Consider the following 26,440-nt stretch of genomic DNA (forward strand, 5'->3'; position numbering starts at 1 on the left):
GGGACGGAGTTCTGCTATCGTGGCACACGGAGGGGCCACGCCCTCCCCAGCCGATTCGCTCGGTCGCGAGACTCCCTCGCTCATCCCTCGCACAGTGTCGTCTCCCGTCCTCACTATCGTTCGGCCGGTCGACAGTGCGCGCCACCGCATACCGGCCGGTCAGCAGGGAGTGATGTCTCGATGGTTCCGCTCTTGTTAGCAAGAGAAACCGAGATGGGCGCTCTTCGAGCCGATCAGTTCTCGCCGTCGTCGGTCGCCTCGTCGACGACCTCGCGGAACGCGTCGAGGATGACCTGCTTCGTCACCGCGCCGCGGGTCGTCCAGTGGTTCGCGTAGTCGAGCATGTCGTCGTAGATGTCGGGCTTGCAGCCGGCGGCCTTCGGGTGGCCGCCGCCGTTTACCTTCCCCGCGACCTCGTGACAGCGGTCGAACTCGTCGGTGCCCCGGATCGAGGCCGAGCCGGCGGGTTTGACGATCACCGAGGCGTCGGCACCCTGCTCGCGTATGGCTTCCGCGACCTCGTTTTGCGAACAGCGGCCGTAGGTCACGCCGACAGTGTAGCCCCCGATCTCGCGGTACTCGGCGCGTCCGACCGCGCGATCGATCAGCGCCTCCTTCTCGACGCGGCGCTCGGTGATGTAGTCCTCGGCCCACGCGGGCAGGTCGGCGCCGTACTCGCGGACGACCTCGACGTATTCGGCGGGGTCGGTCCAGTAGGCGTAGTCCGCCAGATCGTCGCTGCGGGGGTCCTCCCGTAGCCAGAGGTCGTGGTCCCGCGTGACCGCCGCGAGTTCCTCGTACATCGGGTCGAACTCGTACTCGAGCGAGCGATAGACCACGTCGGCGGAACACTCCTCGTCGGAGTCGCCGATCACGAGGTCGACGCCGGCCTCGCGGACCGCCGCCGCGACGTCATCGCCCCACTGGTGGTGATCGTACCACGAGACCCGGTCGGCCGTCTCGAGGGCCGCGTCGAGTTCCGACTCGACGTACTCGTATTTGTCCGGCGCGAGGTCACAGACATAGAGGTCGATCCCCTCGTCGCCGTACTCGGCGACGCGGGCCAGTGCGTCCTCGACGTCGTGGGGGCTGGCGGGGATCAAGGCGACGCCGTGGGGCGTCGGCTCGGGTTCCTCGAGCGGGGCGTCGGCCTCGCCGGTCGCGACGGCCAGTTCCGTCTCGTCGACGTCGTCGGTCGCGTCGGCGACCGGTTCGGCGCCGTCGTCGCTCGCAGCGCCCTCGTCCGCGTCGTCGGGTTCCGGCACGTTTCGCACGTCGTCGTAGGCCTCCCGGAGCAGGGCCACGCAGGCCAGTCCGTCAGCGTCCGGGTCCGCGACGACCGCGACCTCGGCCCCCTCGAGGGCGGCCTCGGCCTGTTGTTCCTCCACGTCCTCCTCGAGTTCGTCGGGCAGGAAGAAGCCGGTTCCCGGGAGGACGGATTTCCGCGAGAGCGGGAGATCACCGCTCTCGATGAGTTCGTCGTACATGGTTCTTCGTGGGTGATCGCCGGGGAAGTAACCGCCGGTCTCGAGAGCGTCGGAGGCCGGCAGCGCCGGCGCGATCGGACGCGGCGTCAGGCGTCGGCCGTCGACCCGTCGCCGTCGTCGCCGGCTGGCTCGAGCTGACGGACCGTCAACACGGGTACCGGCGAGGTGCGGACGACCCGTTCGGCGACGCTGCCGAGCAGGAGCCGGTTCTCGCCGTGGCGACCGCGGGTCCCGGTCGCGACGGCGTCGGCGTCGACCTCGCGGGCGTACTCGCAGATCTCGGCGGCAGGCCGGCCGTCCCGGATCGCCGTCGTTACCTGCCTGTCGGCCCGGTCTTCGACGGTGGCCAGCGCCGCGTCCGCGGTCGTCTCGAGGGCGGTGCGGAGTTCGTCCCGGAGCTGCTGGGGCGAGGCGTCGACCTCGCTGGCGTCGACCACCGAGAGGGCGTGGACGTCGGCCTCGAAGCGGGCGGCGAGATCGAGCGCGACGTCGACCGCCCGTTTGACGCTGTCGGAGCCGTCGGTCGCGACCACGACGGTATCGAACATAGCGGGAGCTTTCGCTCGCGAGCGCTTAAACCTCCCCGTTCGACGGGGCGAACGGCTGCCGGCGCGCCGCCGCGGTGGGGTGGCTTTTTCATGCCGGCCCACCCACTGCCGCGTATGGACGCCAGCGAGCCGTTTACCGTCGACACCGTCCTCGCGACGGTCGACGGGAGCGAGGAGTCAGCCACCGCCGTCGAGTACGCCGTCGCCGTCGCCGACCGCTACGACGCCAGCGTCCACGCGCTGTTCGTCCTCGGGCGCGGGGTCGTCCGCGGGTTAGACGCCGGCACGGTCGACGAGATCGACGTCGCGGAGACGACCCAGGAGTTCTTCGACGACGTCCGGCGGATCGCCGACGACGCGGACGTCGACCTCGCGACCTCCGTCGACGACGGCTTCTCGCAGACGCGCAAGACCCGCCACCCCGGCAACGTCGTCCTCGACACGGCCGACGCCGTCGACGCCGACTTCATCGTCCTCCCTCGAGAACCGGTTACTGGCACCGAGGCGGAGGTCTTGGAGCAGGCGGCCGAGTACGTCCTCTCCTACGCGAGCCAACCCGTGCTATCGGTGTAGCGACGGCGACCGTTCCATACGGGCGACTGCGAGTCATCGCCGGTGGGACCGCGATCGCCCTGCGGTTCCACCGGCAACTCGTTACAGTAGACCGTGTCAGCCCTCGGGATCGAGCAGGATCGCCATCTCCTGTTCGAAGCTCTCGGTCCCCGTCGATTCGAACCCGACCCGTTCGTAGAGGGCGATCGCCGGGTTGTTCCAGCGCTCGACGGTCAGCCAGACGCGTTCGATTCCGATCTCGGCCGCGTGGCCCAGTAGGTTCTCGAGCAACACGGTGCCGATCCCGGCCTGCTGATAGGCCTGCAGGACGAAGATCGCCAGCTCCCACTCGATATCGGCGTTGTCCTCGATCGCCGACGGATCGTCGGTGTCGGGGACCAACATCGCGTGGCCGACGGCGTCGCCATCGTGGGAGGCGACGACGTTGACGCTGTCCTCGCCGATCGTCTCGAGCCAGTTGCGGATGCGGCTCTCGCCGGTCGGCGGGATCCCCTGTGCCCGATCGGCAGGATCGAACGCGAGGTACATCTCGACGACGTCCTCGAGCGCGCCCTCGGCGAACGAGCCGACGGCGCGGATCTCGATGGGGCGGTCCTCGCGGTCCTCGATCGTCGTCGGCGGCGCGGGAAACGGTCCGGACGGGTCGTCCGGGTACTGACGCGAACCCGACATCGTTATCGCACCAACTTGACCGTCGTGGGGGCGTTCAACAGGACGAACTCGGTGATCGGCCCGAGCTGTATCTTCCCCATCGGACTCAGCGTCCCGCCGCCGATGACCAGCTGATCGTACTCGCCCTGTTCGGCGTAATCGACGAGCGCGCTGCCCGGATCGCCCTCGAGTTTCTCGACGGGCCTGTCCTCGAGGCCAGCCTCGTCGAGGGCTTCGCGGGCCTGCTGGCACATTTCGTCTTGCGATCGCTTCGACTCGGGTTTGTCGACGATGGCGACGGTCAGGTCGTCGCCGACGTCGGTCGTTCGCTCGATGGTCCGTCGCAGCGTCTTCACCGACTCGTCGCTGCCGCCCAGACCCAGCAACACGTTCATACACGTGACTGTGAGCCGATACACGAAAACGGTTGTGCCATTTGCCCCCGAATCGCGTCGAGCCGACCGTTCGCGAGCCAGCCAATCGCAGACGTTGTGCAGGACGACGCTGTTAAGAGCGTGTAGTGAATACGTTGACCGAATGAGTGATGCAGCGCTCGATGTCGTGGAGTTCCTGCTCACGACGAGCGTGTATTCGGACGACCGGACGCTAGACGAGAACGATCTCCCGCCGGCGTTTCGCCGGGTCTACTGGACCGGTGGCGTCGACGAGGACGGGGACGACGGGGGCTCGAGCCGCAAACCCGCGGGGATCGATCGCCCGCTCTCGGTCACGACCACGACCGCCCGCGAGGCGACCGATGTCGACCGGCCGTGGGAAGCCATTTCCGACCTGATGTTCACCGAGCGCGACGAGTTCTCGGGGACGATCACCCTCGCTCAACGGGACATGGCCGAGGAGTGGTTCGCCGAACGCGTCGACGCGGAGCGCCTGCTGGAGAACCCGACGCTGGCGAAACACTTCGAGCGCCACGACGACTACGATTTCGACGTTTCCCACGAGGCAGCCCGGGAGCGCAACCGGCCGATCCAGGCCGATCGGGTCTGGATCGACGGCCTCCTGAACGAGTACTTCGACGAGGAGGAAGACGAGGAAATGTTGGACCTCGTGGAAGTCCGCGCGCCCGAGGAGGTCGACATGTCGCTGGACGACCTCGTGCTGACCGACGACCAACAGAACGAACTCAACAAGATCTCGAAGGCGATCGAACACCGCGACTACCTCGCCGACATCGGCCTGCGCGAGATCGGGAAGCTGCTGTTCGTCGGGCCGCCGGGCACCGGGAAGACCTCGACCGCACAGGCGCTCGCACAGGACATGGACCTGCCGTTCGTCGAGGTCAAACTCTCGATGATCACCTCGCAGTACCTCGGCGAGACGGCGAAAAACGTCGACAAGACCTTCGAGGTCGCCAAGCGACTCTCGCCGTGTATCCTCTTTATCGACGAGTTCGACTTCGTCGCCAAGACCCGCCGCAGCGACGAACACGCCGCCCTGAAGCGAGCGGTCAACACCCTGCTCAAGAGCATCGACAACATCTCGCTCATCGAGGACGACGTCTTGCTCATCGGGGCGACCAACCACCCCGACCAACTGGACGACGCCGCCTGGCGGCGCTTCGACGAGATCATCAACTTCCCCAAACCCGACCAGGGCATGCGGGCGGACATCCTCGGACTCATCACCCGGACGATGGACATCGACGAGTTCGACCCCCAACTCATCGCCGATGTCACTGAGGGACTGACCGGCAGCGACCTCCGGATGGTCCTCCGGGAGGCGGTCCTCGAGGCCCTGACCGAGGACCGGACGACGCTGACCCAGCAGGACCTCCTGAACGCCGTCGAGGAGTTCGAGGAGCGCGACACCCTCAAGAACATGGACATGATGGAGGGCGACCACGACGCCTTAGTCGCTGGCGGGGACCTCGACAAGGCCAGCGACGGCGGTGAGCCGAGCGACGCGAGGCGATCCTCGTCGGACCACGGGTCCGACGGCGGCCACTCGCACGACCACGATCACGACCACTGAGCCCTGCGGCGCCCGTCCGAGGCCGTCCCGATACGTTTTCGCAGCGGGTTCGATTCCGCCCCTCGAGCGTTGGCTTCGGGGACGGCGCGACCTGGGGTTGCGTCGCCAACGGGGGCGATGGAGCGCCCGTCCTGCGGGGAATACCCTTTATGCGACGGCTGTCAAGGGGCACCTATGAGCGATGACGCCCCAGCGGGAGACGCCGCGGCGACGTTCGCGGCCCGGGCACAGGACGACCACGGCGAGGCGATCCGCGACCTCGTCGTCTTCGGCGACGCCGTCCGGGGCGACGACCGCGGCGTCCACGCGTCGGTCGAGGTACTGCTGGTCCTCGAGGAGGCGGACCCGGAACGCGAGCGGCGACTCGAGGCCCTCGCCGAAACCGTGGGGGCCGAACACGGCGTCGTCTTCGAGGTACACGTCCTGCCGGCCGAGCGGGTCGAGGCGAATTCGGACCACCCGTTCATCCGGACGGCGCTCGAGGAAGGCCGATCGTATGTGTAGGCGACGAGTCGGGAGTCGCGACCGCCTCGAGCCGGCCCGCCGACACGCCGCCGGGGGGATAAACTGACGATGCGGGTGACCCTGCTCGGCACCGGCGACACGACCGGGACGCCCACCGTCGGCTGTGACTGTGACACCTGCGTAGCGGCTCGAGAGCGCGGCGTCGAACGCACGCGCTTTTCGGTCCACGTCGAGAACGAGCGCGTCGACGAGTCGCTGCTGATCGACTTCAGCCCCGACTTCCGGTACCAGTTCCTCCGGGACGAGGTGCCCCTGCCCGATGCCGCCGTCATCACCCATATCCACTTCGACCACCTCGATGGGCTTGGCAACGTCTTTCGCGTGCTAGACTCCCTCGAGGTCTACGCGGCCGACGAGACCGACCCCGAGACGGGCAAGAGCGTCGCCGAGACGGTGGACGACGACTACCATTATCTCGATCCCGTCACCGTGGTGCCGACGACGCCGCTCGAGACGGTCCGGATCTGCGGGCTCGACGTAACCCTGGTGCCGGTCGACCACCCGCCGCTGGTCTGTTACGGCCTCTCCGTCGAGGACCCCGTGACGGGCGCGAAGCTGTCGATCACGGGCGACACGAGCCACGACGTCCCCGAGGCGTCTCGGGGAGTCCTCGCCGACGCCGACCTCCTGCTGGCCGACGGCATCGTCCCGGCGAGCCTGGCCGACTACCACCCGCTCGGCGGCCGCCACGAAGGTCCCGACGGCGTCGCTCGAACGTTCGGGACGAAACACATGACTCGCGAGGGCGCGCTCGCGCTGGCCGAGGAACTGAACGCCGACCGGACGCGGCTGGTTCATCTCGCGCATTTCTACCCCGCCGAGGAGGCCTTCGCGGAGCCGCTGGCGGTCGACGGCGAGGTCTACGAACTATAGATCCGGGGGAACGTGTCCGTCCGGCGCTCGAGCGGCGGCCGCCGGGCCGTCAGCCGAACCGATCGAGTCCCGACTGTCGCCGCCGTTTGCCGTCGGGATCGGCCGTCCACGCGGTCCGGCGGTCGCGTTCGGCCTCGAGGTCGGTCGAGAGGTCGGCCGCCGACTCCGGTTCGTGGCCCGGACAGTCCGGCCCGCACTCCGTGTTGGCGTCGACGACCCGGTCCGTCCACTCGCAGTACGGTAGCGTCGCGCCGCTCGCGTCGGCCGGGCGACACGCGCCGCAGTCTGGGAACTCGTAGGTCCGCCACCCCTTGCCGTAGGCCCGTTCGGCGAGTCGGCGGCGAGCCCGTGCTTTCGCATCGGGCGAGACGACCTCGATCTCCGTTCGCCCCGGGTGGGCGGCGAGGGGCTCGATCCCGGGCACGTCGGGCACGAGCGGGGCCGGCTCGCGAATCACCTCGATCTCGAGGCCGTCGCCCGCGGCGGTCTCGTCGCGGTGGACCCGCCAGACGCCGACTTCGTCGGGGATCCGGTTCAGGTGCGCGCGCGTGACGTAGCTCTCGGTCGCGAGGATCGCCTCGTCCAGCAGGGCGAGGCTCACGTCGGTCCGCAGTTGCATCTCGAGGTCGCCCGGCCGGCCCAGATCGGGCTTGTTCTCGATCCCGACGATGCGGTCGTACCAGTCGGGGTAGCGGGCGACCTGCCGGACGTACTCGCGGTTGCTGGTCGCGCTGGCCTCGCGGTCGCGTTCGAAGAAGCCGATCTCTTTGGCCCGCTCGGTGGCGTTGCGGGCGCGCTCGGGGTGGCATTCGAAGGCGTCCTTCCAGTAACGAGCCCGCCCGGTGCCGACCGCCGACTCGATCGCGGCGTCGGGGATCGTCTCACTGGTGAGTTCGACGCGCTCCTCGAACTCGGGGCCGGGCTCGACGCAAAGTACGTCGAGGATCCGGCCGCCGGGATCAGCGACGCTCCCCCCGAGCTGGCGGGCGACGATTCCCTCGCCGCGCTCCTCGAGGTGGGCACACAACTCGAGTTCGAACGCGAACTCGGACACGGTACGTGTGAGGGGCGGACGGGAGATAAGTCGTCGGGATCGCCGGTGTGGAACCACAGCACGGGTGATATTCTCCCGGTTCCGTCGGCCCCGGAATCGACGGGATAGCTCGCAACCTTTATCAGTCGCACAGGGGAATCACTACCCAAGATTACTCATCGTCTTATGGTAGGAAATCGACAACCGGAGGTGAACATCGGGCTCGTCGGTCACGTCGACCACGGCAAGACGACGCTGGTGCAAGCGCTCAGCGGCTCGTGGACGGACCAACACAGCGAAGAGATGAAACGCGGAATCTCGATCAGGCTCGGCTATGCCGACGCCACGTTCCGTCACTGCGAGGGACTGGACGAACCCGAGTGTTACACCGTCGAGGAGGAGTGTCCGGACGGCTCCGAGAGCGAGCCGCTGCGGACCGTCTCGTTCGTCGACGCCCCGGGGCACGAGACCCTGATGGCGACGATGCTGTCCGGCGCGTCCCTGATGGACGGCGCGGTGCTGGTCGTCAGCGCCAACGAACCCGTTCCCCAGCCCCAGACGGAGGAACACCTGATGGCGCTGGACATCATCGGGATCGACAACATCGTCATCGCCCAGAACAAGGTCGACCTCGTCGACGCCGACACCGCCCGCGACAACTACGACCAGATCAAGGAGTTCGTCGAAGGCACCGTCGCCGAGGACGCACCCATCGTCCCCGTCTCCGCGGGTCAGGAGGTCAACCTCGACCTGCTGATCCAGGCGATCGAGGAGGAGATCCCCACCCCCGATCGGGATCCCGACGCCGATCCCCGGATGCACGTCGCCCGCAGTTTCGACATCAACAAACCCGGTACGTCCGCGAAGGACCTCGCCGGCGGCGTCCTCGGGGGCAGCCTCGTCGAAGGCGAACTCGAGGTCGGCGACGAGATCGAGATCCGCCCCGGCCGCGAGGTCGAGGAGGGCGGCCAGACGGAGTACGTCCCCATCGAGACGACGATCCGCTCGCTGCAGGCCGGCGGCGAGACCGTCGACACCGTCACGCCGGGCGGCCTGCTCGGCGTCGGGACCGGGCTCGACCCCTCGCTGACCAAAGGCGACGCGCTGGCCGGCCGGATGGCCGGCCCGCCGGGGACGCTCCCACCGACCTGGAACGAGTTCACGATGGAGGTCGACCTGCTCGAACGGGTCGTCGGCGCGGACCAGGGCGAGACGGTCGACGAGATCAGCACCGGCGAACCGCTGATGATGACCGTCGGCACGGCGACGACCGTCGGCTCGGTCACCAGCGCCCGCGAGGGCGAGTGCGAGGTCCGACTCAAGCGACCCGTCGCCGCCGAACCGGGGACGAAAATCGCGATCAACCGCCGCATCGGCGCGCGCTGGCGGCTGATCGGTCTCGGTACCCTGACGGACTGAGATGGGACAGTCGACGCGGGTCGCCCTCGACACGAGCGCGCTCATGATGCCGGTCGAACTCGACGTGCGGCTGTTCGAGGAACTCGAGCGGCTGTTGGACGACTACGAGGCGACGATCCCACAGGCCGTCCTCGAGGAACTCCGGCGACTTTCCGAGAAGGGCGGGCAGGAGGGAACGGCCGCGACCGTCGGCCACGACTTGGCGACCGAGCGCTGTCTCGCCGTCGACACGGAGGCATCGTACGCCGACGACGCACTGGTCGAACTCGCCCGCGAGGGCAACGTCGACTACGTCGTCACGAACGACCGCCCGCTGCGCGACCGGGTCCTCGAAGCGGGGAGACCGGTAATTGCATTACGCGGGAGAAACAAGTTAGCGATCACTCAACCATAGATGTACAAACGGGTTAGACTGAAGGACACGGTAGAAGTACCGCCGGAAGAACTCGGCGACGTTTCGCCGGATCGAGTCAAACGACTGCTCCAGGACAAACTCGAGGGGCGCATGGACGAGGAGGTGGGCAGCGTCGTCTCCGTCACGGAGGTTCACGATATCGGCGAGGGGACGGTCCTGCCCAACCGCCCCGGAGTGTACTACGAGGCCGAGTTCGACGCGGTGACGTTCGATCCACAGATGCAGGAAGTCGTCGACGGCACCGTCGTCGAAGTCGTCGAGTTCGGTGCCTTCGTCGGCATTGGCCCCGTCGACGGCCTGCTCCACGTCTCGCAGATCAGCGACGAATACCTCGCCTTCGACGGCGAGAACCAGCGGCTCTCATCGAACGAGTCCGACCGCGCGCTCGGCGTCGACGACGCCGTCCGCGCCCGCATCGTCACCAAGAGCATCGACGAACGCAACCCCCGGGACTCGAAGATCGGGCTCACCGCGAAACAGCCCGGCCTCGGCAAACACGCCTGGCTCGAGGACGAACACGAGAAACGCGAAGCCACGGCGGGTGAATAACCATGGCATCCGATCGGCTCGTCTGTCGCGAGTGTCACCGGGTCAACGAACCCGACAACGAGACGTGTGACGCCTGCAACTCCTCCTCGCTGACCGAGGACTGGGCGGGCTACGTCATCATCGCCCACCCCGAGGACAGCGAGATCGCGACGGAGATGCAGATCACCGAACCGGGCGCGTACGCCCTGAAGGTTCGCTGACGCGTGACTCGCGACGACACAGACGACGCGTTCGCCGACGACGACCAGTTGCTGGTCCTGCCCGACGCCTTGCGCCACGAACTCAAAGAGCCGATGGGCCCGATCGAGACCGACGCCGACCGGCTCCTCGAGGGCGTCGACGGCCCCCTGATCGCCGTCGGCGACGTCGTCACCTATCACCTCCTGCAGGCGGGCCGCCGGCCCGACGTGGCCCTCGTCGACGGCCGGACCAAACGCACCGAGGTCGACGCCGAAATCCGCGAGGCGGTCACCGAGGGCGCGAGTATCGAGGTCCGAAACCCCCCCGCCGAACTGGGCGTGCCGGTCGTCCGGGCGCTCCGGCGCGCGCTCTCGACCGACGACCCGACCACGATTCTGGTCGACGGCGAGGAGGACCTCGTCGCGCTGCCGGCGATCGTCGCCGCGCCCGAGGGCGCAAGCGTCGTCTACGGCCAGCCCGACGAGGGGATGGTCCACGTGACCGTCACCGACGACCACCGCGCGGAGATGCGCGAGTTACTCGAGCGCTTCGAGGGCGACACCGAACGGTTCTGGGAGTTGCTCGAGGGCTGAGTTACCCGTCGTTTCGTTTTCCGAGCGCCCGCTCGAAGACCCGCTGGGCCCGCTCGTACGCGTCCGTTCTGTCGACGATCGGGGCCGGATAGTCGGGCGCAAGTGCCGCCCGGCGGTCGGCCGGCAGCGTCGGCCACTCGACGATCGCCTCGGCGGGCACGTCGGTCAGTTCGGGGACGTACTCGCGGACGAACGCCCCGGTGTCGTCGTACTTGGCGGCCTGTGCGACGGGATCGAAGATCCGAACGTCGACCGAGTCGGTCCCCGTCGAGGCGACCCACTGCCAGTTCCCGGGGTTGACCGCGGGATCGTGATCGACCAGCCGCTCCCGGAAGTGGGCCGCGCCGCGTCGCCAGTCGAGCAGGAGGTGTTTCGTCAGGAAGCTCGCGACGACCTGTCGCGGCCGGTTGTGGATGTACCCGTCCCGCTCGAGCTGGCGCATTCCGGCGTCGACGAGTGGATACCCCGTCTCGCCGCGTTGCCAGGCGCGGAAGTCGGCGTCGTCCGTTCGCCACGCGATCTCGTTCGGGAACTGCTTGTAGTTTACCGTCGCCAGATCGGGGGTGTGGGCGAGCAGGTGGTAGTACAGTTCTCGCCACGTGAGTTCGAACGCGTACTTGTCGACGTTGCGCCGCTCGTCGCCGTCGACGGCGTCCCGGACGTCCGTGACGGTTTCCCAGACCTCGCGGATTCCGATCGCACTGGCGGCCAGATACGGCGAGAGCCGCGAGACGGCCTCGAGCGGGCGCTCGACCGCGGCCGCGAGATCGTCCCGGGTGTCGGCGTAGCGCCGCAGTCCGGCGTCGCGGAATGACGCGAGGCGCTCGCGGGCGGCTTCGGTCCCCGCCTCGGGGAGATCGATATCACTGTTCGCGATCGGGATCGGCTCGTCGGCGGTAATCTCGGCGAGCGCGTCCGGAGCGGGTTCGGACGCCGGCGACGGCTTCGGCCGCTCTCGCCAGTCCGCGTGAAACTGGCTGTGGGTCGGATACGACGGCTCGAGCGTTCGCGGGTCGACCAAGACCGTATCTACGTGGGTCTCGAGGGGGACCCCGAGCGCGGCGTCGACGGCGGCCGTCCGGTCCCGCCGAACGGGATCGTAGCACTCCGTCGTGACGACGCGGTCGACACCGTACTCGTCGCAGAGGTCGGCGAGGACGTCGGGAGCCGCTCCCGAGCGTACGAGGAGATCGCTCTCGAGGTCGCGGTACCGCTCCCGGAGCGCCCGGACGGTCCGATCGACGAACGCGCGTTTGCGCGCCCCGAGTCGGTCGGTGACTGCGGGATCGAACACGTAGACGGGGAGGACGGGCCCGTCCGCGGCGTCGACCGCGGCGGCCAGTCCCCGATCGTCGGCCGTCCGTCGATCGCGCCGGTGCCAGTACAGGAGCATGGTGGTGCTAGCGACTCGAGGGTGTAATGTCCTCCGCGTGGTGGCCGAACTTCAGAGCCGGAAACCGTGATTCTCGGTTTATATGATACCCTCGTAGAGTGGGAAACGAGATGGTACGTGATGCACTCGACAGGTGCATCGACGCGATCACGACCCACAACCGGATCGTGATCGTCGTATTGCTACTGTTGACCGCCGGCGCGGTCGCCGGGATCGGGAACCTCGATACGTCCAATCAGGCCGGCAGCGGCGACGTCGGCGAGACGACGGCCGCACAGAAGGCCGACTACATCGCCGAGAACTACGGCGATCCGGGCGACGAATCGAACGTCTCCGCCGCGCCGGTCTACGTCCGCCACGAGGACGGCAACGCCCTCTCGAAGGCGGCGCTGATCGACTCCCTCGAGTACCAGCAAACGGTCCTCGAGAACGATTCGGTGTCGGCGGCGCTGATCGACTCCCTCGAGTACCAGCAAACGGTCCTCGAGAACGATTCGGTGTCGGCGGCGCTCGCCGACGATGGCGGGGTCACCGGTGTCGCAAACGTTGTCGGGGCGCGGGCCGCCGATGACCCCAACGCGACCCGCGCGGAACAGATCGCCGCCCTCGAGTCGACCGACGACGAGTACGCGGCGCTGCTTTCGGAGTCGCTGACGCCCGAGTCGGGCGCGCTCTCCTTGCTGCCACAGCGCTACGACCCCGGAAGTACGACCGCCGAGAGCCACCGGATGGTCTTCCGGTTCGAGACCGACGGGGCGGACGGCTCGTCGGGAGTGCCAAGCGACGCACAGCGGGCCCTCTACGAGGCGGCCGACGATCGCGACGAGCCGAACTACTTCACCCTCGGCGAACACGCGGTCGCCGATCTCAACCAGCGGATGGCGTCGAACACGACGACCCTGATCCTGCCGGTCGCGCTGGCGTTGATCCTCGGGATCCTCGCGTTCACCTACCGCGACCTCGTCGACGTCGTCGTCGGGATGATCGGCGTCGTCGTCTCCATCCTATGGATGTTCGGCATCCTGGGCTGGCTCGGGATCTCGGCCGGGATGACGATGATCATCGGGCCGGTGATGATCGCCGGGCTCAGCATCGACTTCGGGTTCCACGTCTTCATGCGGTACCGGGAACAGCGGGGGAGCGACGAGGGGATCCGCCCGCCGATGACGCGGTCGGTCCGCTCGGTCGCCGTCGCGCTTGCACTGGTCACCGTGACGACCGCGATCGGCTTCCTCTCGAACGTCGTCAACCCCGTGACATCGATCCGCGATATGGCCATCGGGATCACGCTCGGGGTCGTCTCGGCGTTTTTCATCTTCGTGACGCTCGTTCCCGCGTTGAAGATCAGTATCGACGGTCTCCTCGAGCGGGTCGGCGTCGATCGGCACAAGCAACCGCTCGGCTACGGTAGCTATCTGGGCCGCGTCCTCGGCGGCAGCGTCACCCTCGCGAAACGGGCGGCCCCGGTCGTCATCGTCGTCGCGCTCGTTGCGGGGTCTGCCGGCGCGGTGGCCTGGCCCGCACTCGAGCAGGAGAGCTTCCAGCAGCGGACCGAGTCGGTCGCCGACTGGAAGACCGAGCTGCCGGGACCGATGGCCTGGGAGGAGTCCGAGTTCGTCGAGCATCAGCTGTACGTGACCGATCAGTACCGCTCCAGCGACGACAGCGTCGGCCGCTCTGCCGTCCTCATCGAGGGGGACGTGACCGCCGACGGGACCTTGCAACGGGTCGTCGAGGGGGGCGATACCGCCCGCGAAACCGGCGTCGCCTTCGACCAGCAGGGGATCGAGTCGGTCCGCTCGCCGTTGTCGGTCATCGAAGCGACCGCCGCGGCAAACGACTCCTTCGCCGCGACGGTCGAGTCGGCCGACGCGGACGACGACGGGGTCCCGGACCGGGACCTCGAGTCGGTCTACGATCACCTCTTCGAGGTCGCCCCCGCGGAGGCGGGGCAGGTGATCGAACGGACCGATACCGGGGAGTACCGGTCGCTTCGGATGCTCGTCACCGTCGACCGGGGCGACACCTACGACGAGCGCGCCGACGACATGCAGGCGGTGGCCGCGGCGATCGAGGACGGCGACGGGGACCTGACCGCAACCGCGGCCGGCCCGGCGGCCGTCACGCAGGCCGAACTGGGCGAGGTCACCGAGGGCGTCCTCTACGTGTTGCTCCTCGCGCTCGGCGTGATCGGAATCGCACTCGTCGGGATCTACCGGCTGAGCGAGGGCAGCGCGACGCTGGGGGCCGTGACCGTCGTCTCGATCGCGCTGGTCGCCGGCCTCGTCATCGGGAGCATGTACCTGCTCGAGATACCGCTGACCCTGCTGACCGCGCTCCTGATGAGTCTGGTCATCGGGCTGGGGATCGACTACAACATCCATCTCAGCGATCGCTTCGCACAGGAAATCGGACGACACGGCGGCGTCTACGACGCGCTCGAGGCGGCCGTCGTCGGGACCGGTGGCGCCTTGCTCGGGAGCACGCTCACCTCTTCGGCGGCGTTTCTGGCGCTACTCCTGCACCCGCATCCGCAACTCCAGAGCCTCGGCCTGCTGGTCGTCCTCGCGCTCGTTACCTCGTTCCTGGTGAGCGTGTTGGTCCTCCCGAGCATGCTCGCGCTGTGGGCGCGCTACGCCGACGTGACCGGCGTCGCAGCGGGTGCGGAACCGTCGGCGGCCAGCGCCGGCGACGACTGACGGCGACGGACACGTTTTTATCAGACGAACAACAATACGGGCCGTGAACAGGGCACTCCCTGCCGGGTTCGGCATCGGACTGGTCGCCGGCGGCAGTCTCCGCGTCGCGTTCGGGTCGAACTGGTTTCTGGTCCTCGCCGTCGTCACGCTTTATACCGGACTGGGATACTTCACCGTGGAGTATCGCCGACTGTTAACCCGCGAGTATCCTCCGTTCGATCGGTCGGTCGATCGATTCGGCTACGCGATCGGGCTGTTCGGTCTCAGTATCGGTCCCGTCGCCGTCAGCCGACAGCTCACGACGGCCGACGTGAGCCTCCAGCTCTTCGTCGCCTATCTCGGCGTCGTCGGTTTTCTGCTCGCTTCGAGCGCCGCCGCGGTCGGGAGCGAGCGCGACGCCCGGTAACGCCGCGAGCGGCGGGCTACCTGACGACCGTGTGCTCGAGGGTGCCGATCCCCTCGACCTCGAGTTCGACGGTGTCGCCGTCCTCGAGCCACCGGCCCAGCTCGAGGCCACAGCCCTCGCCGACGGTGCCGCTGCCGATGACGTCGCCGGGGTGGAGCGTCTCGGACTGGGAGACGTGTTCGATGATCTCGGCGAAGGAGTGGTACATCTCGTCGACGGTGCCCGTCGACCAGACCTCGCCGTCGATCCGGGCGGTCATCGGGGCCTCGAGGACGTCGATATCCTCGCGCGGGACGAAGTAGGGGCCCAGCCCGTTCGCGAAGTCCTTGCCCTTCGCGGGGCCGAGCCGCCCCTCCATCTCCTCGCCCTGGATGTCGCGGGCGCTGAAGTCGTTGAAGACGGTATAGCCGGCGATGTGGTCCTCGGCGTCGGCAGCCGAGATGTTCCGGCCGCGTTTCCCGATCACAGCCGCGATCTCGAGTTCGTAGTCCATGATCTGTGAGTAGTCGGGCCACTGGATCGTCTCGCCGGGCGCGACGACGCTGTCGGCGTTGCCCTTGTAGTAGACCGGCAACTCGTACCAGACGTCGGCGATCTCGCCGTCCATGCTGTTCTGAACGTGTTCCTCGATGGCCATGCAATCGCGCAGCGAGTTGGGACGTGGTAGCGGTGGTAGCAGCCGGTACTCGCCGGGCTGGTACCGGAGCGTCGCGCCGCCGGGACCGCGCTCGGCGTCGGTCTCGGCCGCGTACTCGAGGGCCTCTCGCGCGTCCGCGATCGCCCGGTCGCCTCGCCCGAGGAAGGCGATCATCTCCGGCGGGACGTGTGCGTGGGCCAACTCCGCGGGTGCCGGTTCGCCCTCGGCCTCGAGGACGGCCCCGTAGGCCGCCGTCAGATCGACGAGCGTCGCGTCGCCGGCCGCGGTGTCGCCGGACTCGTCGACGGCACCGATGCGCTCGATCGGACCGACCGGGGTATCGACTTCGAACGTTGCGAGTTTCATGCGCTCTCACCTCCCGTCTCGTCCCCGATAAGGGCGACCGGTCGCACCCAGCCCGCGCTCGCGTCTTCGATTTTGATGGGGAACGCGACAAGGGGGATGTCGGTCTTGCGCGGCAGTTGATCGAGGTTGGCCATCTTCTCGATCTGGCAGTACTCGACCTCGCGGCCGGCGAAATGGGCCGGCCACAGTTCATCCTCGTCGCCCGACTCGACGTAGCGCTCGCCCATCGCCGCGAACGGTTTGTCGAAGCCGTAGGCGTCCGTCCCAATCACCTTGATCCCTCGCTCGACGAGATACTTGGTCCCCTCGGCGCTCATTCCGGGGAATTCGGTCAGGTACTCCGGCTGGCCCCACAGCTCGTCGGCCCCGGTCTGTATCAGGACGATCTCGCCGGGCGAGAGGTCGTGATCCAGGTCGTCGAGGGCGGCCTCGAGGTCCGCGACCCCGATCTCCTCGCCGGGATCCATCGATCGGAAGTCGAGGACGACCGCGTTCCCACGGCACCACTCGAGCGGGATCTCCTCGATCGTCTTCGCGGGCTCGCCGTCGACCTCCGGGCCGTAGTGCCACGGCGCGTCGAGGTGGGTGCCGGCGTGGGGGATGACCGCGAGGTCCTCCCACGCCAGTCCCATCCCCTCGGGGAAGTCCGCTGGATCGACGTCGTAGCCCTGTTCCTGTAGGGTCTCGGCGAGGCGTTTCGCGCCCGCTTCGTGGCCGAAGGCGTCGATCTCCGGTGGGGTGGGTTCGCTCGCGACGCCGTCCTCGAGGCCGATACTGAGGTCTATCAACTCTGCCTTGTCGCCTGTCAACAGTTCTCTCATGGTAGCCACGACTGTGGGCACCCATTTGAAAGTGACTCAAAAGTGACTCGCCGCGACCGCCGGTGGTCAGAGCCCCCAGACGACCGTGATACCGACGGTCGTGACGATCGCCAGCAGCAACTGGAGGGGGCCGCCGACGCGCAGGAAGTCGGTGAACTCGTAGCCGCCGGGCCCGTAGACCATCAGGTTCGTCTGGTAGCCGACGGGCGTCATGAAGGAAGTCGCGGAGGCGAACAGCACCGCGAGAAGAAACGAGAACGGCGCAGCGCCGAGGCTCGTCGCCGCGTCGACCGCGATCGGGATCATCAACACGACCGTCGCGACGGGCGTGATGACGTTCGCCAGCAGTCCAGTGACGACGGTAAACAGCAACAGCACCGCCACGAGCGGCAGGTAGGTGGCCGCCGATACCAACCCGGTCGCGATGACTGCCGAGCCGCCGGTGGCCTCGAGGGCGATGCCCAGCGGAATGACTCCTGCCAGCAGGAAGACGACGTTCCACGAGACGGCGTCGTAGGCGTCGTCGATCGAGAGACAGCCGCTGACGACCATCAGAAAGACGCCGGCGAAGGCCGCGATCACGATCGAGACCAGCCCCAGCGCGGCCGCCCCGACGACGCCGGCCATGATTCCGACCGCGATCGGCGTCTTCGGCGACAGCGGCGCGACTTCGTCGAGGTCCGCGTCGGCCAGCCGATCGACGACGTCGTCGTCGACGACCAGCAGGTCGTTCGATGCGGCGAAGTGGTCGATCGCGTCGTCGGAGGTCTGGACCAGGAGGAGGTCGCCGGGGGCGAGTCGGACGGCCGCGAGGTCCGTTCGGAGGAGGTCGCCGCCCCGGCGGATCGCCAGCACGGTCGTCCCGAAGAACTCCCGGAGGGCCGTCTCGCCGAGGCGCTCGCCGGCGAACGCCGACGACTCGGGAACGACGGCCTTCACGAGGACGTCCTCGCTCGGGGCCTCCTCGAACGTCTCCTCGGTCACCGACTCCCGGGCCAGCTGGTGTACCCGCTGGGCCTCGACGAACCGGTTGATCGCTTGCAGGCTCCCATGGACCGTGAGCAGGTCTCCCTCGCGGATCCGCTCGTCGGTCGCGGCCGCGACGAACGACTCGCCATCGGCGGGGATCGACGCCGCGTCTGCCTCGAGTCGCGTCCGGCTGTCGCCGGAGCGCTGGCCGGGGGGCGACGCCTCGGGCCCCGCCTCGAGGGTCGCCTCCCGCTCACCGTCGTACTCGAGGACACGGTCCGCCGACGCGGTTTCGCCGTCACTCCCGTCGCCCGCCCGGCGGAGCTGGAGAACGCGGACATCCGCGTCCGCGCGCGCCTCGAGGTCGTCGACCGTCCGACCGACCGGTGCCGAATCGGCCCGCACTCGAACCGTCGCGAGGTGGTCCTCGAGTTCGAACTCCTCGACGAGGTCGGCGTCGACCGGGATCCGCGCGGGCGTCAGCCACCGACCGACGGTCGCGAGGTATGCGAGCCCGACCAGTAGAATCACGACGCCGAGCGCGGAGAACTCGAACATGCCGATCGGCTCGCGGCCGAGCAGTTCGACGGCGAACTCGCTGGCCAGCAGGTTCGTCGACGTCCCGATCAGCGTCAGCGTGCCGCCCAGAATCGCCGCGTACGACAGCGGCAGCAGGAGCTTCGACGGGGAGATCCCGGTCTTCTCCGCGAGGTCGGTGATCATCGGGACGAAGATCGCCACGATCGGCGTGTTGTTGATAAAGCCCGCGAGCGGCCCGGTCGTACAGATCGTCGCCAACAGCGCCCGCTTCTCGCTGCCGTTCGTGATCGTTGCGAGGTAGACGCCGAGACGTTGGACCACGCCCGTTCCCTGAATCGCCGCACTGAGCATGTACATGGCGACGATCGTCACCGTCGCGGTGTTGGCGAACCCGGAGATGGCCGCTCGGGGACCGACGCCGGTCACCGGCTCGAGGGCCGCCAGCGAGACGATGATCCCGATCGCGGTCACGTCGGTGGGGATCGCCTCGGTCACGAACAGGACGAGCGCGACGGCGATGAGGCCGAAGACGACCAGCGCGCCGGTCGAGAGTTCCGCGGGGATCACGGTGCGATCAGCTCGCGTTCGCCCCGGGCCATCGCCTGTCTCTCGGTCGGAGTCGGCGCTCGCGTCGCGTTCATATTGTGTGAGATCGGACAACTCACAAAACTGTATCCGTTTATCGACTGTCAGTCGCCGGTCCCGACCATCGTCGGCGTCGGTCGACGGCCGGGACGTTTCGAACGTGTCCGACAGCAGCGAGCGAATCTCGAGAACCTATTTACCGTCCGGCGTGAACGTCCCGAGCATGTACGATTTCGTCGTCGTCGGCGTCGGCCCGCCGGGGGCGCGCTTCGCTCGCCGGGCCGCCGAGGCGGGCTACGACGTCCTCGCCCTCGAGAAAGGGACGATCGGCGAGCCGCTCGCCTGTTCGGGCCACGTGAGTACGGACATCTGGGAGTTCACCGGCGAGGGGGCCCGCGAGGACCTCTTTCAGAACGAGATCTACGGCGCTCGCTTTCACGTCGGCGGACCCGGCAGCGACGCCTATCCGTTCTACAAGGACGCGGTCGCGTCGAACGTCATCGACCGCGTCGGACTCGACCGCCACCTCGCCGAACTGGCCCGCGAGGCGGGTGCGGACGTCCGCGAGAACCACACCGTCACCGGCGTCACCGAACGTCACGACCGGGTCGAGATCGTCGCCAGCGGCCCCGACGGCCGCCTCGAGGTCGAGGCGAAGATGGTCGCGGGCTGTGACGGGCCGCGCTCGCGGGTGCGGGACGAACTCGGCCTCCCACAGCCCGACGAGTTCCTCCACGGCGTCCTCGCCTTTTCGGAGGAGGACGATCACCAGGACTTCGTCGATGTCCATCTCACGCCGCCGACCTTTTTCGCGTGGCGGATCCCCCGCGGCGAGGCCGGCGTCGAGTACGGGCTGGCGGCCCCGCCGGGCGTGCAGGTCACCAAGCACTTCGAGGAGCTGATCGACGGCTACGAGATCGACGTCTCCCATCGCTGTTCGGGCGCGATCCCGGTCGGGCCGCCCGACCGCGTGACGTCCCGACGGGCCTTCCTCATCGGGGACGCGGCCGCCCAGACCAAGCCCTTCACCGGCGGCGGCATCCTCTATAGCATGACCAGCGCCGATCACGCCGCCCGCGAGATCGATCCCGACCGGCCGACCACGCTCGCGGCCTACGAGCGCGCCTGGCGCGACGACTTAGCGCGCGAACAGCGACTCGGTCACTGGATCCGGCGCGCCTACTCGCTGCCCGAACCCGTCCAGCGGCTGGGACTGGGCGCGCTGTCGGGCGATATCGGTGTCCACATGGACCGGCCGACCTCGCTCGTCTCGCCGACCCACCTGAAAGCGATGCTCTCGCGGCTGCGCGGGTAGGCGCTTCGCGGGCTCCACGCGGGAGGAAAGGCCGCCTCGAGTGCCGGAGCCGACAGACCGAAGGCGTCGGTCACGCAACGGGGGAGCGATGACGGGCCAGCAGTGGCGGGCGACCGCGCTCGCGTTCGTCGCCGGAGCGCTCGAGCGGGCCGGCATCATCGACGGGGAGCGGTTTCGCCCGACGATGGAACTGGCCTGGCCCCGGATCGTCACCGGCTTCGCGATCATGTCCAAGCAGACGGCCGACCTCGCGATGGTCGGGGCCGCCGTCGGGACGGCCGGCACGGCGGGGCTGGCCTTCGCGCTCGGGTACTGGCAGATCGTGACGCTGCTGGGACTGGGGGTCGCGGGCGGGACCGTTACGCTCGTCTCGCAGAACTACGGCGGCGAGGCGACCGACCGCGCGTCGGTGGCCGTCAACCAGAGCGTCGTCTTCGCCACCGCGCTGGCGGTGCCGATCGCGACCCTCTTCGTCGCGGTTCCCGGCCCCCTCATCGCCCTGCTCGGCTCCGGATCGGACGCGCTCGTTCACGGGCGGACCTATCTGGTCTACGTCGCGCCGGCGGTGATCTTCGAAATGCTCAACCTGATCGCCAGCCGCACCTACACCGGCGTCGGCGACACGTTCACCGAGATGGTCGCCCGCGCGGGCGGCGCGGTCCTCAACGTCGTCCTCAGCGGGCTGCTGATCTTCGGCTTCGGCCTCGGTGCCGCGGGTGCGGCCATCGGAACCACCCTCGCCAGCGGGTTCGTGACGGTCGTCCTCGCGTGGGGGATGCTCGGCCGCTCCTACGGCCGACTCGGGATGGAACCTAGCCCCGTCCCGATCACCCGGTCGGGGCCGTGGCTCGAGCCGACGCTGTTGCGCCAACTGATCGAGATTTCCCTGCCGGAGATCGGCCGCCGACTCGCGCAGGGGGCGGTCGTCTTCCCGCTGCTGTGGATCGCCGCCTCCTTCGGCCCGGTGGTCGTGACGGCGCTCGAGGTCGGCCGCCGGGTGCGGGCCCTGATCAACAGCGTCAACTGGGGGCTGTCGCTGGCCGCGAGTTCGCTGGTCGGCCAGCACCTCGGCGCGGGCGAGGAGGCGGAAGCGGGGGCCTACGGCGCGGCGATCATCCGGCTCTCGACGGTGATCTACGCCGTCGCGGGGGCGCTGGTCGTGGTCTTCGCGCGGCCGATCGCGGGGCTGTTCGTGAGCGACCCCGCAGCGGTTACCCAGGCCGCGGTCTTCGTCGCCGTCGGCGCGGTCAGTTCGGTCGGCTACGGGCTCGACGGAGCGGCCGCCGGGGCCTTGCTCGGTGCCGGCGACACCCGTTGGCCGTTCGTCGCGTCGCTGCTCGGTCGGTACGCCTTCGCGCTTCCCGCGGCCGCGCTCGGACTCGTCACGCCCCTCGCCGTCGGCGGGCTCTATCTCGCGCTCTTCCTCGAGACGGCCGTCCCGGGCGGGATCAACTACTGGCTGTTCCACAGCGGGCGCTGGAAGGCAGTGAGCCGGCGGTACCGGCCGTCTTCCGAACCCGGCTGAACGGTCGGCGACGACTCGCCAATCGACCGCCCCGACACCTCCCCGGCCGCGGACTCACGGACGGCTCTCGGCGGCCGCCGTTCGCCGGCCGCGTTCGATCGTCGCTTCCGCGGTGGCGTTTCCGCCCCGTTCCTCGGCGACCACGTACTGGACTTCGACGACCAGCGGCCCGTCGCTGTGGGGTCTGATCGCCTCGTAGAGCCGGTCGGCGAGCCCCGATTCCGGACCGGGTTCGCGCTCGGAGACCGTGACGACGACCCGGTCGACCGACTGGATCGGATAGTCGCCGTCGAGTTCGACCGCGACGTCGTCGCTCTCGAGCCCGTCATAGCGGGGCTGTGCGAGGACGGCGTCGACCTCGTCCTCGGCGGCGGACTCGAGTTCCGTCGTGTGGAAGTCGAGCAGCGTGACGCCGGCCAGCGGCGCGGCGAGCACCAACAGCCCGACCCCGAAGACCGCCGCGTAGGCGTAGGTCGGCGTCCGGGTCGGCGACACGTCGAAGGGGCCCTGCGGGCGGTAGCCGGCGATCCACAGCGTCGCCAGCGCGGCGAGATTGATCGACAGGAGGTTGACGATCACGAGGCCGGCGGCCCCGATCGCCGCGCCGGACATCCCCCAGGCGACCGTGATTCCGACCGCGGCCGACGGGGGGATCAGCGCCGCCGCGATCATCACGCCGACGATGGCCTCCGAAAAACCCCGCGTGAGACTCAGGATGCCGGCGATTCCCGCGCCCAGCGCGACCGCCAGCGAGAACAGGTTCGGCGCGACCCGTTCCTCGAGTTCGGTCGCGGCGACGATGTCGACCCCCGCGGGCTCGAGGCCGGCCAGCCGAGCCAGCGTCGCGAGGCCGACCGAGGCGGCGATGACCATCGCCACGCCGACGAGCTGATAGGAGAAGCCGGCCCGTTGGAGTCGGTCGTCGCCGGTCACGATACCGACGTTTGCGGCCAGCGCGGGTCCCAAAAGCGGCGCGATGACCATCGCACCGATCACGACCGCCGGCGAATCGGCGAGCAGCCCCGACGTGGCGACGACCGCGCTGATCAACAGCATGACGGTGTAGATCGCGAAGGGCGGCGTGAGTTCGTCGGCCTTCGTTCGCAGCACCTGCCGCGAGGTGCGCGAGCCCGTCTGGCCGCCGCGGCTGTACCGTTCGCGCAGCGTCGCGAATTCCTCGGAGACGACCGTTTCGGCGTTGATGACGACGACGCTTGCCTCGTCGCCGATCCCGGTCCGCTCGAGCCGATCGAGCAGCGGTTCGACGGCCTGAGTCGGGACCGGAAACCGGACGACCGCCGCCTCCCCGCGACCGCTGGTCTCGTCGCTGACGACGTAGTCGAATCCCTCGTCCTCGAGGACGTCGAGAACGGCCCGCCGCTTCCCCTCGGGGACCGTGATCTCGAGATAGCGCATACGGGGGCCACACCGGAGTCGCGGATAGTCCTCCGGTCGGCAGTGGACGGGTCTCCGTCAGTCGCCGGTGTCGTCGAGTCAGTCCGCGTCGTCGGTCCCGACGATTCCGCAGGCGATCGCTTCGGGCTCGAGCAGGTCCGTACCGTCGACGGCGTCGGGATGGACCACGAGGATCGTGTCGTCGGGCATCTCGCTCTCGACCCGTACGCCACAGCCCAGGGCCGACTCGAGGTCGCCGACGTCGTCGATCCCGGACTCGCGGTCGACGCACAGGTCGGTGTTGGCCCGCGAGCAGACGACCACGAGCGCCCCCGGCTCGAGGTGTTCGCTCTCGGCGGCTTCGAGCAGGGTCTCGAGCGCGTCGGCGCGGACGGCCTCGAGCGAGCGGATCGTCACGCGATCGGTGCCGGAGCCGGGCGCTCGCTGGGACTGAGTGCGGACGCGGGCGGCCAGTTCCGCGAAGTCGGTCTCGGCGTCGAGATCGGCGGTCATGGGCGGTCGTCGGCGGCGGCCGGCCTTGAGAACTCGGCCGGCCAGTTCCGGCTCTCGAGAGCCGCCGCGAGGGGATTCGTCCGCGACGGAAACGGCGGTATCAGCCAGCGCGACAGTCAGGTTCGTCGCGACAGCGGTTTTTACGCACTGGCGGTGTACGACGCCCGATGTCGACGATAGCCGACCTTCGGCTGCCGGCCGCGGAGACGGCGCTTGCCACCGCCTTCGAGCGCGCGCCGGCGGCCACGTTCGAACTCGAGTCCTCGGTATCGAAGACCCGGCCCTCACTGTGGGTGGCCGACGTGGACCGGGAGACGGCCGACGCCGCCTTCGACGCGGACCCGTCGGTCGAGGCCGCCGAACTGCTCGTCGAAACCGACGCCCGGCTGCTGTACGACGTGACCTTCGCCGACGACGCGGGGACGACCCGCCTCTGGGAGGATCTGCTAGTGGATGGCGGCTCCCTGCTCGAGGCCCGGGCCAGCGACGGCTGGTGGCAGGTGACGGTCCGCTACCGGGACCGCGAGACGCTCTGTGCCGCCTACGAGCGGCTGCTCGACCGCGGGATCAACGTCGAACTCCGGCGCGTGACCGACGTGACCGATACCGGCGGCCACGCGACGCGACTCACGCCCGAACAACAGGAGGCCTTGGAAGCCGCACTCGAGTACGGCTACTTCGAGATCCCGCGCGGGGTCTCGATGGAGGAGCTGGCCGACGAGCTGGGGATCTCGCATCAGGCGCTCTCCGAGCGGTTCCGCCGGGCCTACGAGACGCTGGTCGACGCCGAACTCCAGCCGGCCGGCGAGGGGTCGCGGTTCGATTGACCGCCGACCCCGCCGCCCTCAGGTACGAACGCGGCACAATCGTTATTTGACTGGCTTGCGTTCGGCTCCACATGGCTGATCTGCTTTCCGACGACGAGATCGAAGCGGAACTCCCCGACGGCTGGGACCGCGAGGGGGACGAGATCGTTCGGATCTACGAGTTCGACGACTACCTCCGCGGGGTCAACTTCGCCCAGATGGTCGGCGAGATCGCCGAGGCCCAGTTCCACCACCCCGAAATCATCATCCGCTACGCCGAACTCGAGATCCGATTGACCTCCCACGAGGAAGGCGGCATCACCGAGGACGACATCGAGATGGCGGAACTGATCGAGGCCGAACGCGGGGACTGAACCGACCGTGGATGCCCGCTACGTCTTCCGCGTTCGAGTCCACATAGAGCCCGCTCGGGCGGTCGTCTCGCTCGAGCCCGACAGCGCCGAGACGACGGTGACGCTCTACCGGGACGCGCCGGAACCGGGCACGGAGGGGTGGCTCTTCTTCCGAAACACGCTCTGGCGCGGCGCGGTCGGCGACGACGACTACGCCCGCCGGCTCGCCGCGGAGTGGCTGGGTGTTCCCGAACGGACCGTCGACGCCGTCAATTTCCGCGAACTCCAGACCGACGAGGCGTACCTCGACGCGCTAACGGAAGCGATCGCGGCCGATCTCGAGGCGTTCAAGGCCGACGACGTCGACGACGCGCTCTCGAAGTATCTGGGCTCGAGCATCCGCGTGACCGATGGCGACTGACGGTCGGTGGTGACGATCGTGTCACGGGAACGGGGTCTCGGGAGCCGCAGATAATGGGTGTTGGTAACAACCTTCGCCTACCTTTATATACTCGCTTGTGGCCGCTGTTGGTGATGATCGCGAGCGAACACCGATCGGCGGTTCGGGAGAGACGCGGCTCACGAGGGGCGCGACGTGTCGTGCGTTCCGTCCGCGGCGGCTGGACAGGCCCCGGACGAACGCTCGGGCCGGCGGACGTTTTCGCCGTCGAAGGACGCATCGGCGCAGCAGCCGTCGGACCGACCGGAGGTGACGATGTCCGACCGTGAGCCAGCCGTGTCACTGATCGCCGACCCCGATACGGGCGGGGCGATCGGGGTCGACTGTTACGTCCGCTCGAGCGTCCCGGCCGCCGTCTCCGAACGGATCGCTGCGGTCACCGAGCGGCTTCGGACGCTTCGCGACCGGGGCTACGTCGACGAGTTGCGAATCGACCAGTGGCCGTCCCAGCACGCGACGGGACCGATGCGGACCCGCGACGAACTCGTCGCCGAGTTCGAACGCTGGGCGGACCGACACGACTACTGCCTCGAGCCGGGGTTTCGCCGCCGAACGGTCCCGCGATCGCCGTTCGGCGTCGACGTCGACTCGCACGAACGGGTCCGCGTCCCGCTGGTGGCGCTGGCGCTCTACGAGGACGCGGGCGACGGCGAGACGCTGCGGGCCGTCCTCCCGTGTACGGAACTCTCCTACACCGGCGACGAGCGGACCTACACCGTCGACGAGTGGCTCACCGCCGTCGAAACGCGGGCGTTCGACGAACCGGCGTGCGCGTCCCGGATCGACGGACCGGCGGCGCTTCAGGGATAGCCGGCGACCGGG

The 26,440-nt window shown here is 68.7% G+C and carries 28 protein-coding genes; 17 read left to right on the forward strand and 11 right to left on the reverse strand.

The genetic code is table 11. The annotated features are described in order from the left end of the window. Positions 1 to 233: 233 nt before the first annotated feature. Both NP511_RS12775 and NP511_RS12780 read right to left on the reverse strand, forming a co-directional pair. A complete protein-coding gene (locus NP511_RS12775; protein WP_049965791.1) occupies positions 234 to 1,487 on the reverse strand; it encodes a DHH family phosphoesterase in 1,254 nt (417 codons plus the stop codon). An 86-nt stretch (positions 1,488 to 1,573) separates the two neighbouring features. Further along, positions 1,574 to 2,035 carry a universal stress protein gene (locus NP511_RS12780; protein WP_049965792.1) on the reverse strand — a complete coding sequence of 154 codons (462 nt, stop codon included), beginning with the start codon at positions 2,033 to 2,035 and terminating at the stop codon, positions 1,574 to 1,576. A 114-nt stretch (positions 2,036 to 2,149) separates the two neighbouring features. On the opposite strand from NP511_RS12780, the gene NP511_RS12785 reads away from it, so the two are divergent. Continuing rightward, entirely contained in the window at positions 2,150 to 2,608 is a 459-nt protein-coding gene (locus tag NP511_RS12785; protein WP_049965793.1) for a universal stress protein, read from the forward strand. Positions 2,609 to 2,704: 96 nt separating this feature from the next. Here NP511_RS12785 and NP511_RS12790 read toward each other — a convergent pair whose 3' ends face one another. Both NP511_RS12790 and NP511_RS12795 read right to left on the reverse strand, forming a co-directional pair. Beyond that, positions 2,705 to 3,280 carry a GNAT family N-acetyltransferase gene (locus NP511_RS12790; RefSeq protein WP_049965794.1) on the reverse strand — a complete coding sequence of 192 codons (576 nt, stop codon included), beginning with the start codon at positions 3,278 to 3,280 and terminating at the stop codon, positions 2,705 to 2,707. A 2-nt stretch (positions 3,281 to 3,282) separates the two neighbouring features. Next, a complete protein-coding gene (locus NP511_RS12795) occupies positions 3,283 to 3,654 on the reverse strand; it encodes a universal stress protein (RefSeq protein ID WP_006180139.1) in 372 nt (123 codons plus the stop codon). Between the two features lie 142 nt (positions 3,655 to 3,796). On the opposite strand from NP511_RS12795, the gene NP511_RS12800 reads away from it, so the two are divergent. From NP511_RS12800 to NP511_RS12810, 3 genes are all read left to right on the forward strand, one after another. Then, positions 3,797 to 5,248 (forward strand): ATP-binding protein, encoded by a 1,452-nt coding sequence (locus NP511_RS12800; protein ID WP_006647858.1) that lies wholly within the window; start codon positions 3,797 to 3,799, stop codon positions 5,246 to 5,248. Between the two features lie 174 nt (positions 5,249 to 5,422). Continuing rightward, positions 5,423 to 5,752 (forward strand): hypothetical protein, encoded by a 330-nt coding sequence (locus NP511_RS12805; RefSeq protein WP_006647857.1) that lies wholly within the window; start codon positions 5,423 to 5,425, stop codon positions 5,750 to 5,752. A 69-nt stretch (positions 5,753 to 5,821) separates the two neighbouring features. After that, positions 5,822 to 6,646: an MBL fold metallo-hydrolase gene (locus NP511_RS12810; RefSeq protein ID WP_049965795.1), complete on the forward strand. Its 825-nt coding sequence runs from the start codon at positions 5,822 to 5,824 to the stop codon at positions 6,644 to 6,646. 49 nt (positions 6,647 to 6,695) lie between these two features. On the opposite strand, the gene NP511_RS12815 is transcribed toward NP511_RS12810, so the two are convergent. After that, a complete protein-coding gene (locus tag NP511_RS12815; protein WP_049965796.1) occupies positions 6,696 to 7,700 on the reverse strand; it encodes a DUF5787 family protein in 1,005 nt (334 codons plus the stop codon). 165 nt (positions 7,701 to 7,865) lie between these two features. Between NP511_RS12815 and NP511_RS12820 the strand changes: the two genes are divergently transcribed. The 5 genes from NP511_RS12820 to NP511_RS12840 are packed head-to-tail and all read left to right on the forward strand — an operon-like array spanning position 7,866 to position 10,835. After that, a complete protein-coding gene (locus tag NP511_RS12820) occupies positions 7,866 to 9,098 on the forward strand; it encodes a translation initiation factor IF-2 subunit gamma (RefSeq protein WP_049965797.1) in 1,233 nt (410 codons plus the stop codon). 1 nt (position 9,099) lies between these two features. Beyond that, a complete protein-coding gene (locus NP511_RS12825) occupies positions 9,100 to 9,492 on the forward strand; it encodes a type II toxin-antitoxin system VapC family toxin (protein WP_006180731.1) in 393 nt (130 codons plus the stop codon). After that, on the forward strand, positions 9,493 to 10,062 hold the full coding sequence (locus NP511_RS12830) for a DNA-directed RNA polymerase (protein WP_006180732.1): 570 nt from the start codon (positions 9,493 to 9,495) through the stop codon (positions 10,060 to 10,062). It begins immediately after the preceding gene. 2 nt (positions 10,063 to 10,064) lie between these two features. Continuing rightward, positions 10,065 to 10,262, forward strand: a complete 198-nt coding sequence (gene spt4 / locus NP511_RS12835) for a transcription elongation factor subunit Spt4 (protein WP_006180733.1) — start codon at positions 10,065 to 10,067, stop codon at positions 10,260 to 10,262. A 3-nt stretch (positions 10,263 to 10,265) separates the two neighbouring features. Next, the gene (locus tag NP511_RS12840; protein ID WP_049965800.1) at positions 10,266 to 10,835 is read left to right on the forward strand and encodes a GTP-dependent dephospho-CoA kinase family protein; all 570 of its coding nucleotides are present in this window, start codon (positions 10,266 to 10,268) and stop codon (positions 10,833 to 10,835) included. 1 nt (position 10,836) lies between these two features. Here NP511_RS12840 and NP511_RS12845 read toward each other — a convergent pair whose 3' ends face one another. Further along, positions 10,837 to 12,228, reverse strand: coding sequence for a cryptochrome/photolyase family protein (locus NP511_RS12845; RefSeq protein WP_049965801.1), 1,392 nt, complete (start codon positions 12,226 to 12,228; stop codon positions 10,837 to 10,839). Between the two features lie 110 nt (positions 12,229 to 12,338). Between NP511_RS12845 and NP511_RS12850 the strand changes: the two genes are divergently transcribed. Both NP511_RS12850 and NP511_RS12855 read left to right on the forward strand, forming a co-directional pair. After that, positions 12,339 to 14,927 carry an efflux RND transporter permease subunit gene (locus NP511_RS12850; RefSeq protein ID WP_049965802.1) on the forward strand — a complete coding sequence of 863 codons (2,589 nt, stop codon included), beginning with the start codon at positions 12,339 to 12,341 and terminating at the stop codon, positions 14,925 to 14,927. A 43-nt stretch (positions 14,928 to 14,970) separates the two neighbouring features. Next, positions 14,971 to 15,333, forward strand: a complete 363-nt coding sequence (locus tag NP511_RS12855) for a hypothetical protein (RefSeq protein WP_049965803.1) — start codon at positions 14,971 to 14,973, stop codon at positions 15,331 to 15,333. A 16-nt stretch (positions 15,334 to 15,349) separates the two neighbouring features. Here the strand turns inward: NP511_RS12855 and NP511_RS12860 are convergent, their stop codons facing one another. The 3 genes from NP511_RS12860 to NP511_RS12870 all read right to left on the reverse strand — a co-directional run bounded on the left by NP511_RS12860 (position 15,350) and on the right by NP511_RS12870 (position 19,233). Further along, a complete protein-coding gene (locus NP511_RS12860) occupies positions 15,350 to 16,336 on the reverse strand; it encodes a fumarylacetoacetate hydrolase family protein (protein ID WP_049965804.1) in 987 nt (328 codons plus the stop codon). Next, on the reverse strand, positions 16,333 to 17,157 hold the full coding sequence (locus tag NP511_RS12865) for a cyclase family protein (RefSeq protein WP_049965805.1): 825 nt from the start codon (positions 17,155 to 17,157) through the stop codon (positions 16,333 to 16,335). The genes NP511_RS12860 and NP511_RS12865 overlap by 4 nt, the downstream gene beginning before the upstream one ends. A gap of 66 nt (positions 17,158 to 17,223) precedes the next feature. After that, positions 17,224 to 19,233 carry an SLC13 family permease gene (locus NP511_RS12870; RefSeq protein WP_049966886.1) on the reverse strand — a complete coding sequence of 670 codons (2,010 nt, stop codon included), beginning with the start codon at positions 19,231 to 19,233 and terminating at the stop codon, positions 17,224 to 17,226. 241 nt (positions 19,234 to 19,474) lie between these two features. Between NP511_RS12870 and NP511_RS12875 the strand changes: the two genes are divergently transcribed. Both NP511_RS12875 and NP511_RS12880 read left to right on the forward strand, forming a co-directional pair. Continuing rightward, entirely contained in the window at positions 19,475 to 20,566 is a 1,092-nt protein-coding gene (locus tag NP511_RS12875; RefSeq protein ID WP_049965806.1) for a geranylgeranyl reductase family protein, read from the forward strand. Between the two features lie 88 nt (positions 20,567 to 20,654). Further along, positions 20,655 to 22,091, forward strand: coding sequence for an MATE family efflux transporter (locus NP511_RS12880; protein ID WP_049965807.1), 1,437 nt, complete (start codon positions 20,655 to 20,657; stop codon positions 22,089 to 22,091). Positions 22,092 to 22,145: 54 nt separating this feature from the next. On the opposite strand, the gene NP511_RS12885 is transcribed toward NP511_RS12880, so the two are convergent. After that, entirely contained in the window at positions 22,146 to 23,507 is a 1,362-nt protein-coding gene (locus tag NP511_RS12885; protein ID WP_049965808.1) for a TIGR00341 family protein, read from the reverse strand. 78 nt (positions 23,508 to 23,585) lie between these two features. Then, complete coding sequence (locus NP511_RS12890; RefSeq protein ID WP_049965809.1) at positions 23,586 to 23,999, reverse strand: hypothetical protein; 414 nt, start codon at positions 23,997 to 23,999, stop codon at positions 23,586 to 23,588. A 167-nt stretch (positions 24,000 to 24,166) separates the two neighbouring features. Here NP511_RS12890 and NP511_RS12895 point away from each other — a divergent pair, with 167 nt between their 5' ends. The 4 genes from NP511_RS12895 to NP511_RS12910 all read left to right on the forward strand — a co-directional run bounded on the left by NP511_RS12895 (position 24,167) and on the right by NP511_RS12910 (position 26,428). After that, positions 24,167 to 24,826 carry a helix-turn-helix domain-containing protein gene (locus tag NP511_RS12895; RefSeq protein ID WP_049965810.1) on the forward strand — a complete coding sequence of 220 codons (660 nt, stop codon included), beginning with the start codon at positions 24,167 to 24,169 and terminating at the stop codon, positions 24,824 to 24,826. Positions 24,827 to 24,897: 71 nt separating this feature from the next. Continuing rightward, positions 24,898 to 25,179, forward strand: a complete 282-nt coding sequence (locus NP511_RS12900; protein ID WP_006647841.1) for a 4a-hydroxytetrahydrobiopterin dehydratase — start codon at positions 24,898 to 24,900, stop codon at positions 25,177 to 25,179. A 7-nt stretch (positions 25,180 to 25,186) separates the two neighbouring features. Beyond that, on the forward strand, positions 25,187 to 25,579 hold the full coding sequence (gene lwrS / locus NP511_RS12905) for an LWR-salt protein (RefSeq protein ID WP_049965811.1): 393 nt from the start codon (positions 25,187 to 25,189) through the stop codon (positions 25,577 to 25,579). 294 nt (positions 25,580 to 25,873) lie between these two features. Beyond that, on the forward strand, positions 25,874 to 26,428 hold the full coding sequence (locus NP511_RS12910; RefSeq protein ID WP_233274341.1) for an HTH domain-containing protein: 555 nt from the start codon (positions 25,874 to 25,876) through the stop codon (positions 26,426 to 26,428). The last annotated feature ends 12 nt before the right edge of the window (positions 26,429 to 26,440 follow it).

The sequence above is a fragment of the Natrinema thermotolerans genome (genome assembly GCF_031165565.1).
Lineage (GTDB): Archaea > Halobacteriota > Halobacteria > Halobacteriales > Natrialbaceae > Natrinema > Natrinema thermotolerans.

Excerpts from the sequence above, each read along its gene's own strand:
- NP511_RS12775 (WP_049965791.1), bottom strand. The coding sequence starts at position 1,487 with ATGTACGACGAACTCATCGAGAGCGGTGATCTCCCGCTCTCGCGGAAA.
- NP511_RS12780 (WP_049965792.1), bottom strand. The coding sequence starts at position 2,035 with ATGTTCGATACCGTCGTGGTCGCGACCGACGGCTCCGACAGCGTCAAA.
- NP511_RS12785 (WP_049965793.1), top strand. The coding sequence starts at position 2,150 with ATGGACGCCAGCGAGCCGTTTACCGTCGACACCGTCCTCGCGACGGTC.
- NP511_RS12790 (WP_049965794.1), bottom strand. The coding sequence starts at position 3,280 with ATGTCGGGTTCGCGTCAGTACCCGGACGACCCGTCCGGACCGTTTCCC.
- NP511_RS12795 (WP_006180139.1), bottom strand. The coding sequence starts at position 3,654 with ATGAACGTGTTGCTGGGTCTGGGCGGCAGCGACGAGTCGGTGAAGACG.
- NP511_RS12800 (WP_006647858.1), top strand. The coding sequence starts at position 3,797 with ATGAGTGATGCAGCGCTCGATGTCGTGGAGTTCCTGCTCACGACGAGC.
- NP511_RS12805 (WP_006647857.1), top strand. The coding sequence starts at position 5,423 with ATGAGCGATGACGCCCCAGCGGGAGACGCCGCGGCGACGTTCGCGGCC.
- NP511_RS12810 (WP_049965795.1), top strand. The coding sequence starts at position 5,822 with ATGCGGGTGACCCTGCTCGGCACCGGCGACACGACCGGGACGCCCACC.
- NP511_RS12820 (WP_049965797.1), top strand. The coding sequence starts at position 7,866 with ATGGTAGGAAATCGACAACCGGAGGTGAACATCGGGCTCGTCGGTCAC.
- NP511_RS12825 (WP_006180731.1), top strand. The coding sequence starts at position 9,100 with ATGGGACAGTCGACGCGGGTCGCCCTCGACACGAGCGCGCTCATGATG.
- NP511_RS12830 (WP_006180732.1), top strand. The coding sequence starts at position 9,493 with ATGTACAAACGGGTTAGACTGAAGGACACGGTAGAAGTACCGCCGGAA.
- spt4 (WP_006180733.1), top strand. The coding sequence starts at position 10,065 with ATGGCATCCGATCGGCTCGTCTGTCGCGAGTGTCACCGGGTCAACGAA.
- NP511_RS12845 (WP_049965801.1), bottom strand. The coding sequence starts at position 12,228 with ATGCTCCTGTACTGGCACCGGCGCGATCGACGGACGGCCGACGATCGG.
- NP511_RS12850 (WP_049965802.1), top strand. The coding sequence starts at position 12,339 with ATGGTACGTGATGCACTCGACAGGTGCATCGACGCGATCACGACCCAC.
- NP511_RS12860 (WP_049965804.1), bottom strand. The coding sequence starts at position 16,336 with ATGAAACTCGCAACGTTCGAAGTCGATACCCCGGTCGGTCCGATCGAG.
- NP511_RS12865 (WP_049965805.1), bottom strand. The coding sequence starts at position 17,157 with ATGAGAGAACTGTTGACAGGCGACAAGGCAGAGTTGATAGACCTCAGT.
- NP511_RS12875 (WP_049965806.1), top strand. The coding sequence starts at position 19,475 with ATGTACGATTTCGTCGTCGTCGGCGTCGGCCCGCCGGGGGCGCGCTTC.
- NP511_RS12880 (WP_049965807.1), top strand. The coding sequence starts at position 20,655 with ATGACGGGCCAGCAGTGGCGGGCGACCGCGCTCGCGTTCGTCGCCGGA.
- NP511_RS12885 (WP_049965808.1), bottom strand. The coding sequence starts at position 23,507 with ATGCGCTATCTCGAGATCACGGTCCCCGAGGGGAAGCGGCGGGCCGTT.
- NP511_RS12890 (WP_049965809.1), bottom strand. The coding sequence starts at position 23,999 with ATGACCGCCGATCTCGACGCCGAGACCGACTTCGCGGAACTGGCCGCC.
- NP511_RS12895 (WP_049965810.1), top strand. The coding sequence starts at position 24,167 with ATGTCGACGATAGCCGACCTTCGGCTGCCGGCCGCGGAGACGGCGCTT.
- NP511_RS12900 (WP_006647841.1), top strand. The coding sequence starts at position 24,898 with ATGGCTGATCTGCTTTCCGACGACGAGATCGAAGCGGAACTCCCCGAC.
- NP511_RS12910 (WP_233274341.1), top strand. The coding sequence starts at position 25,874 with ATGTCCGACCGTGAGCCAGCCGTGTCACTGATCGCCGACCCCGATACG.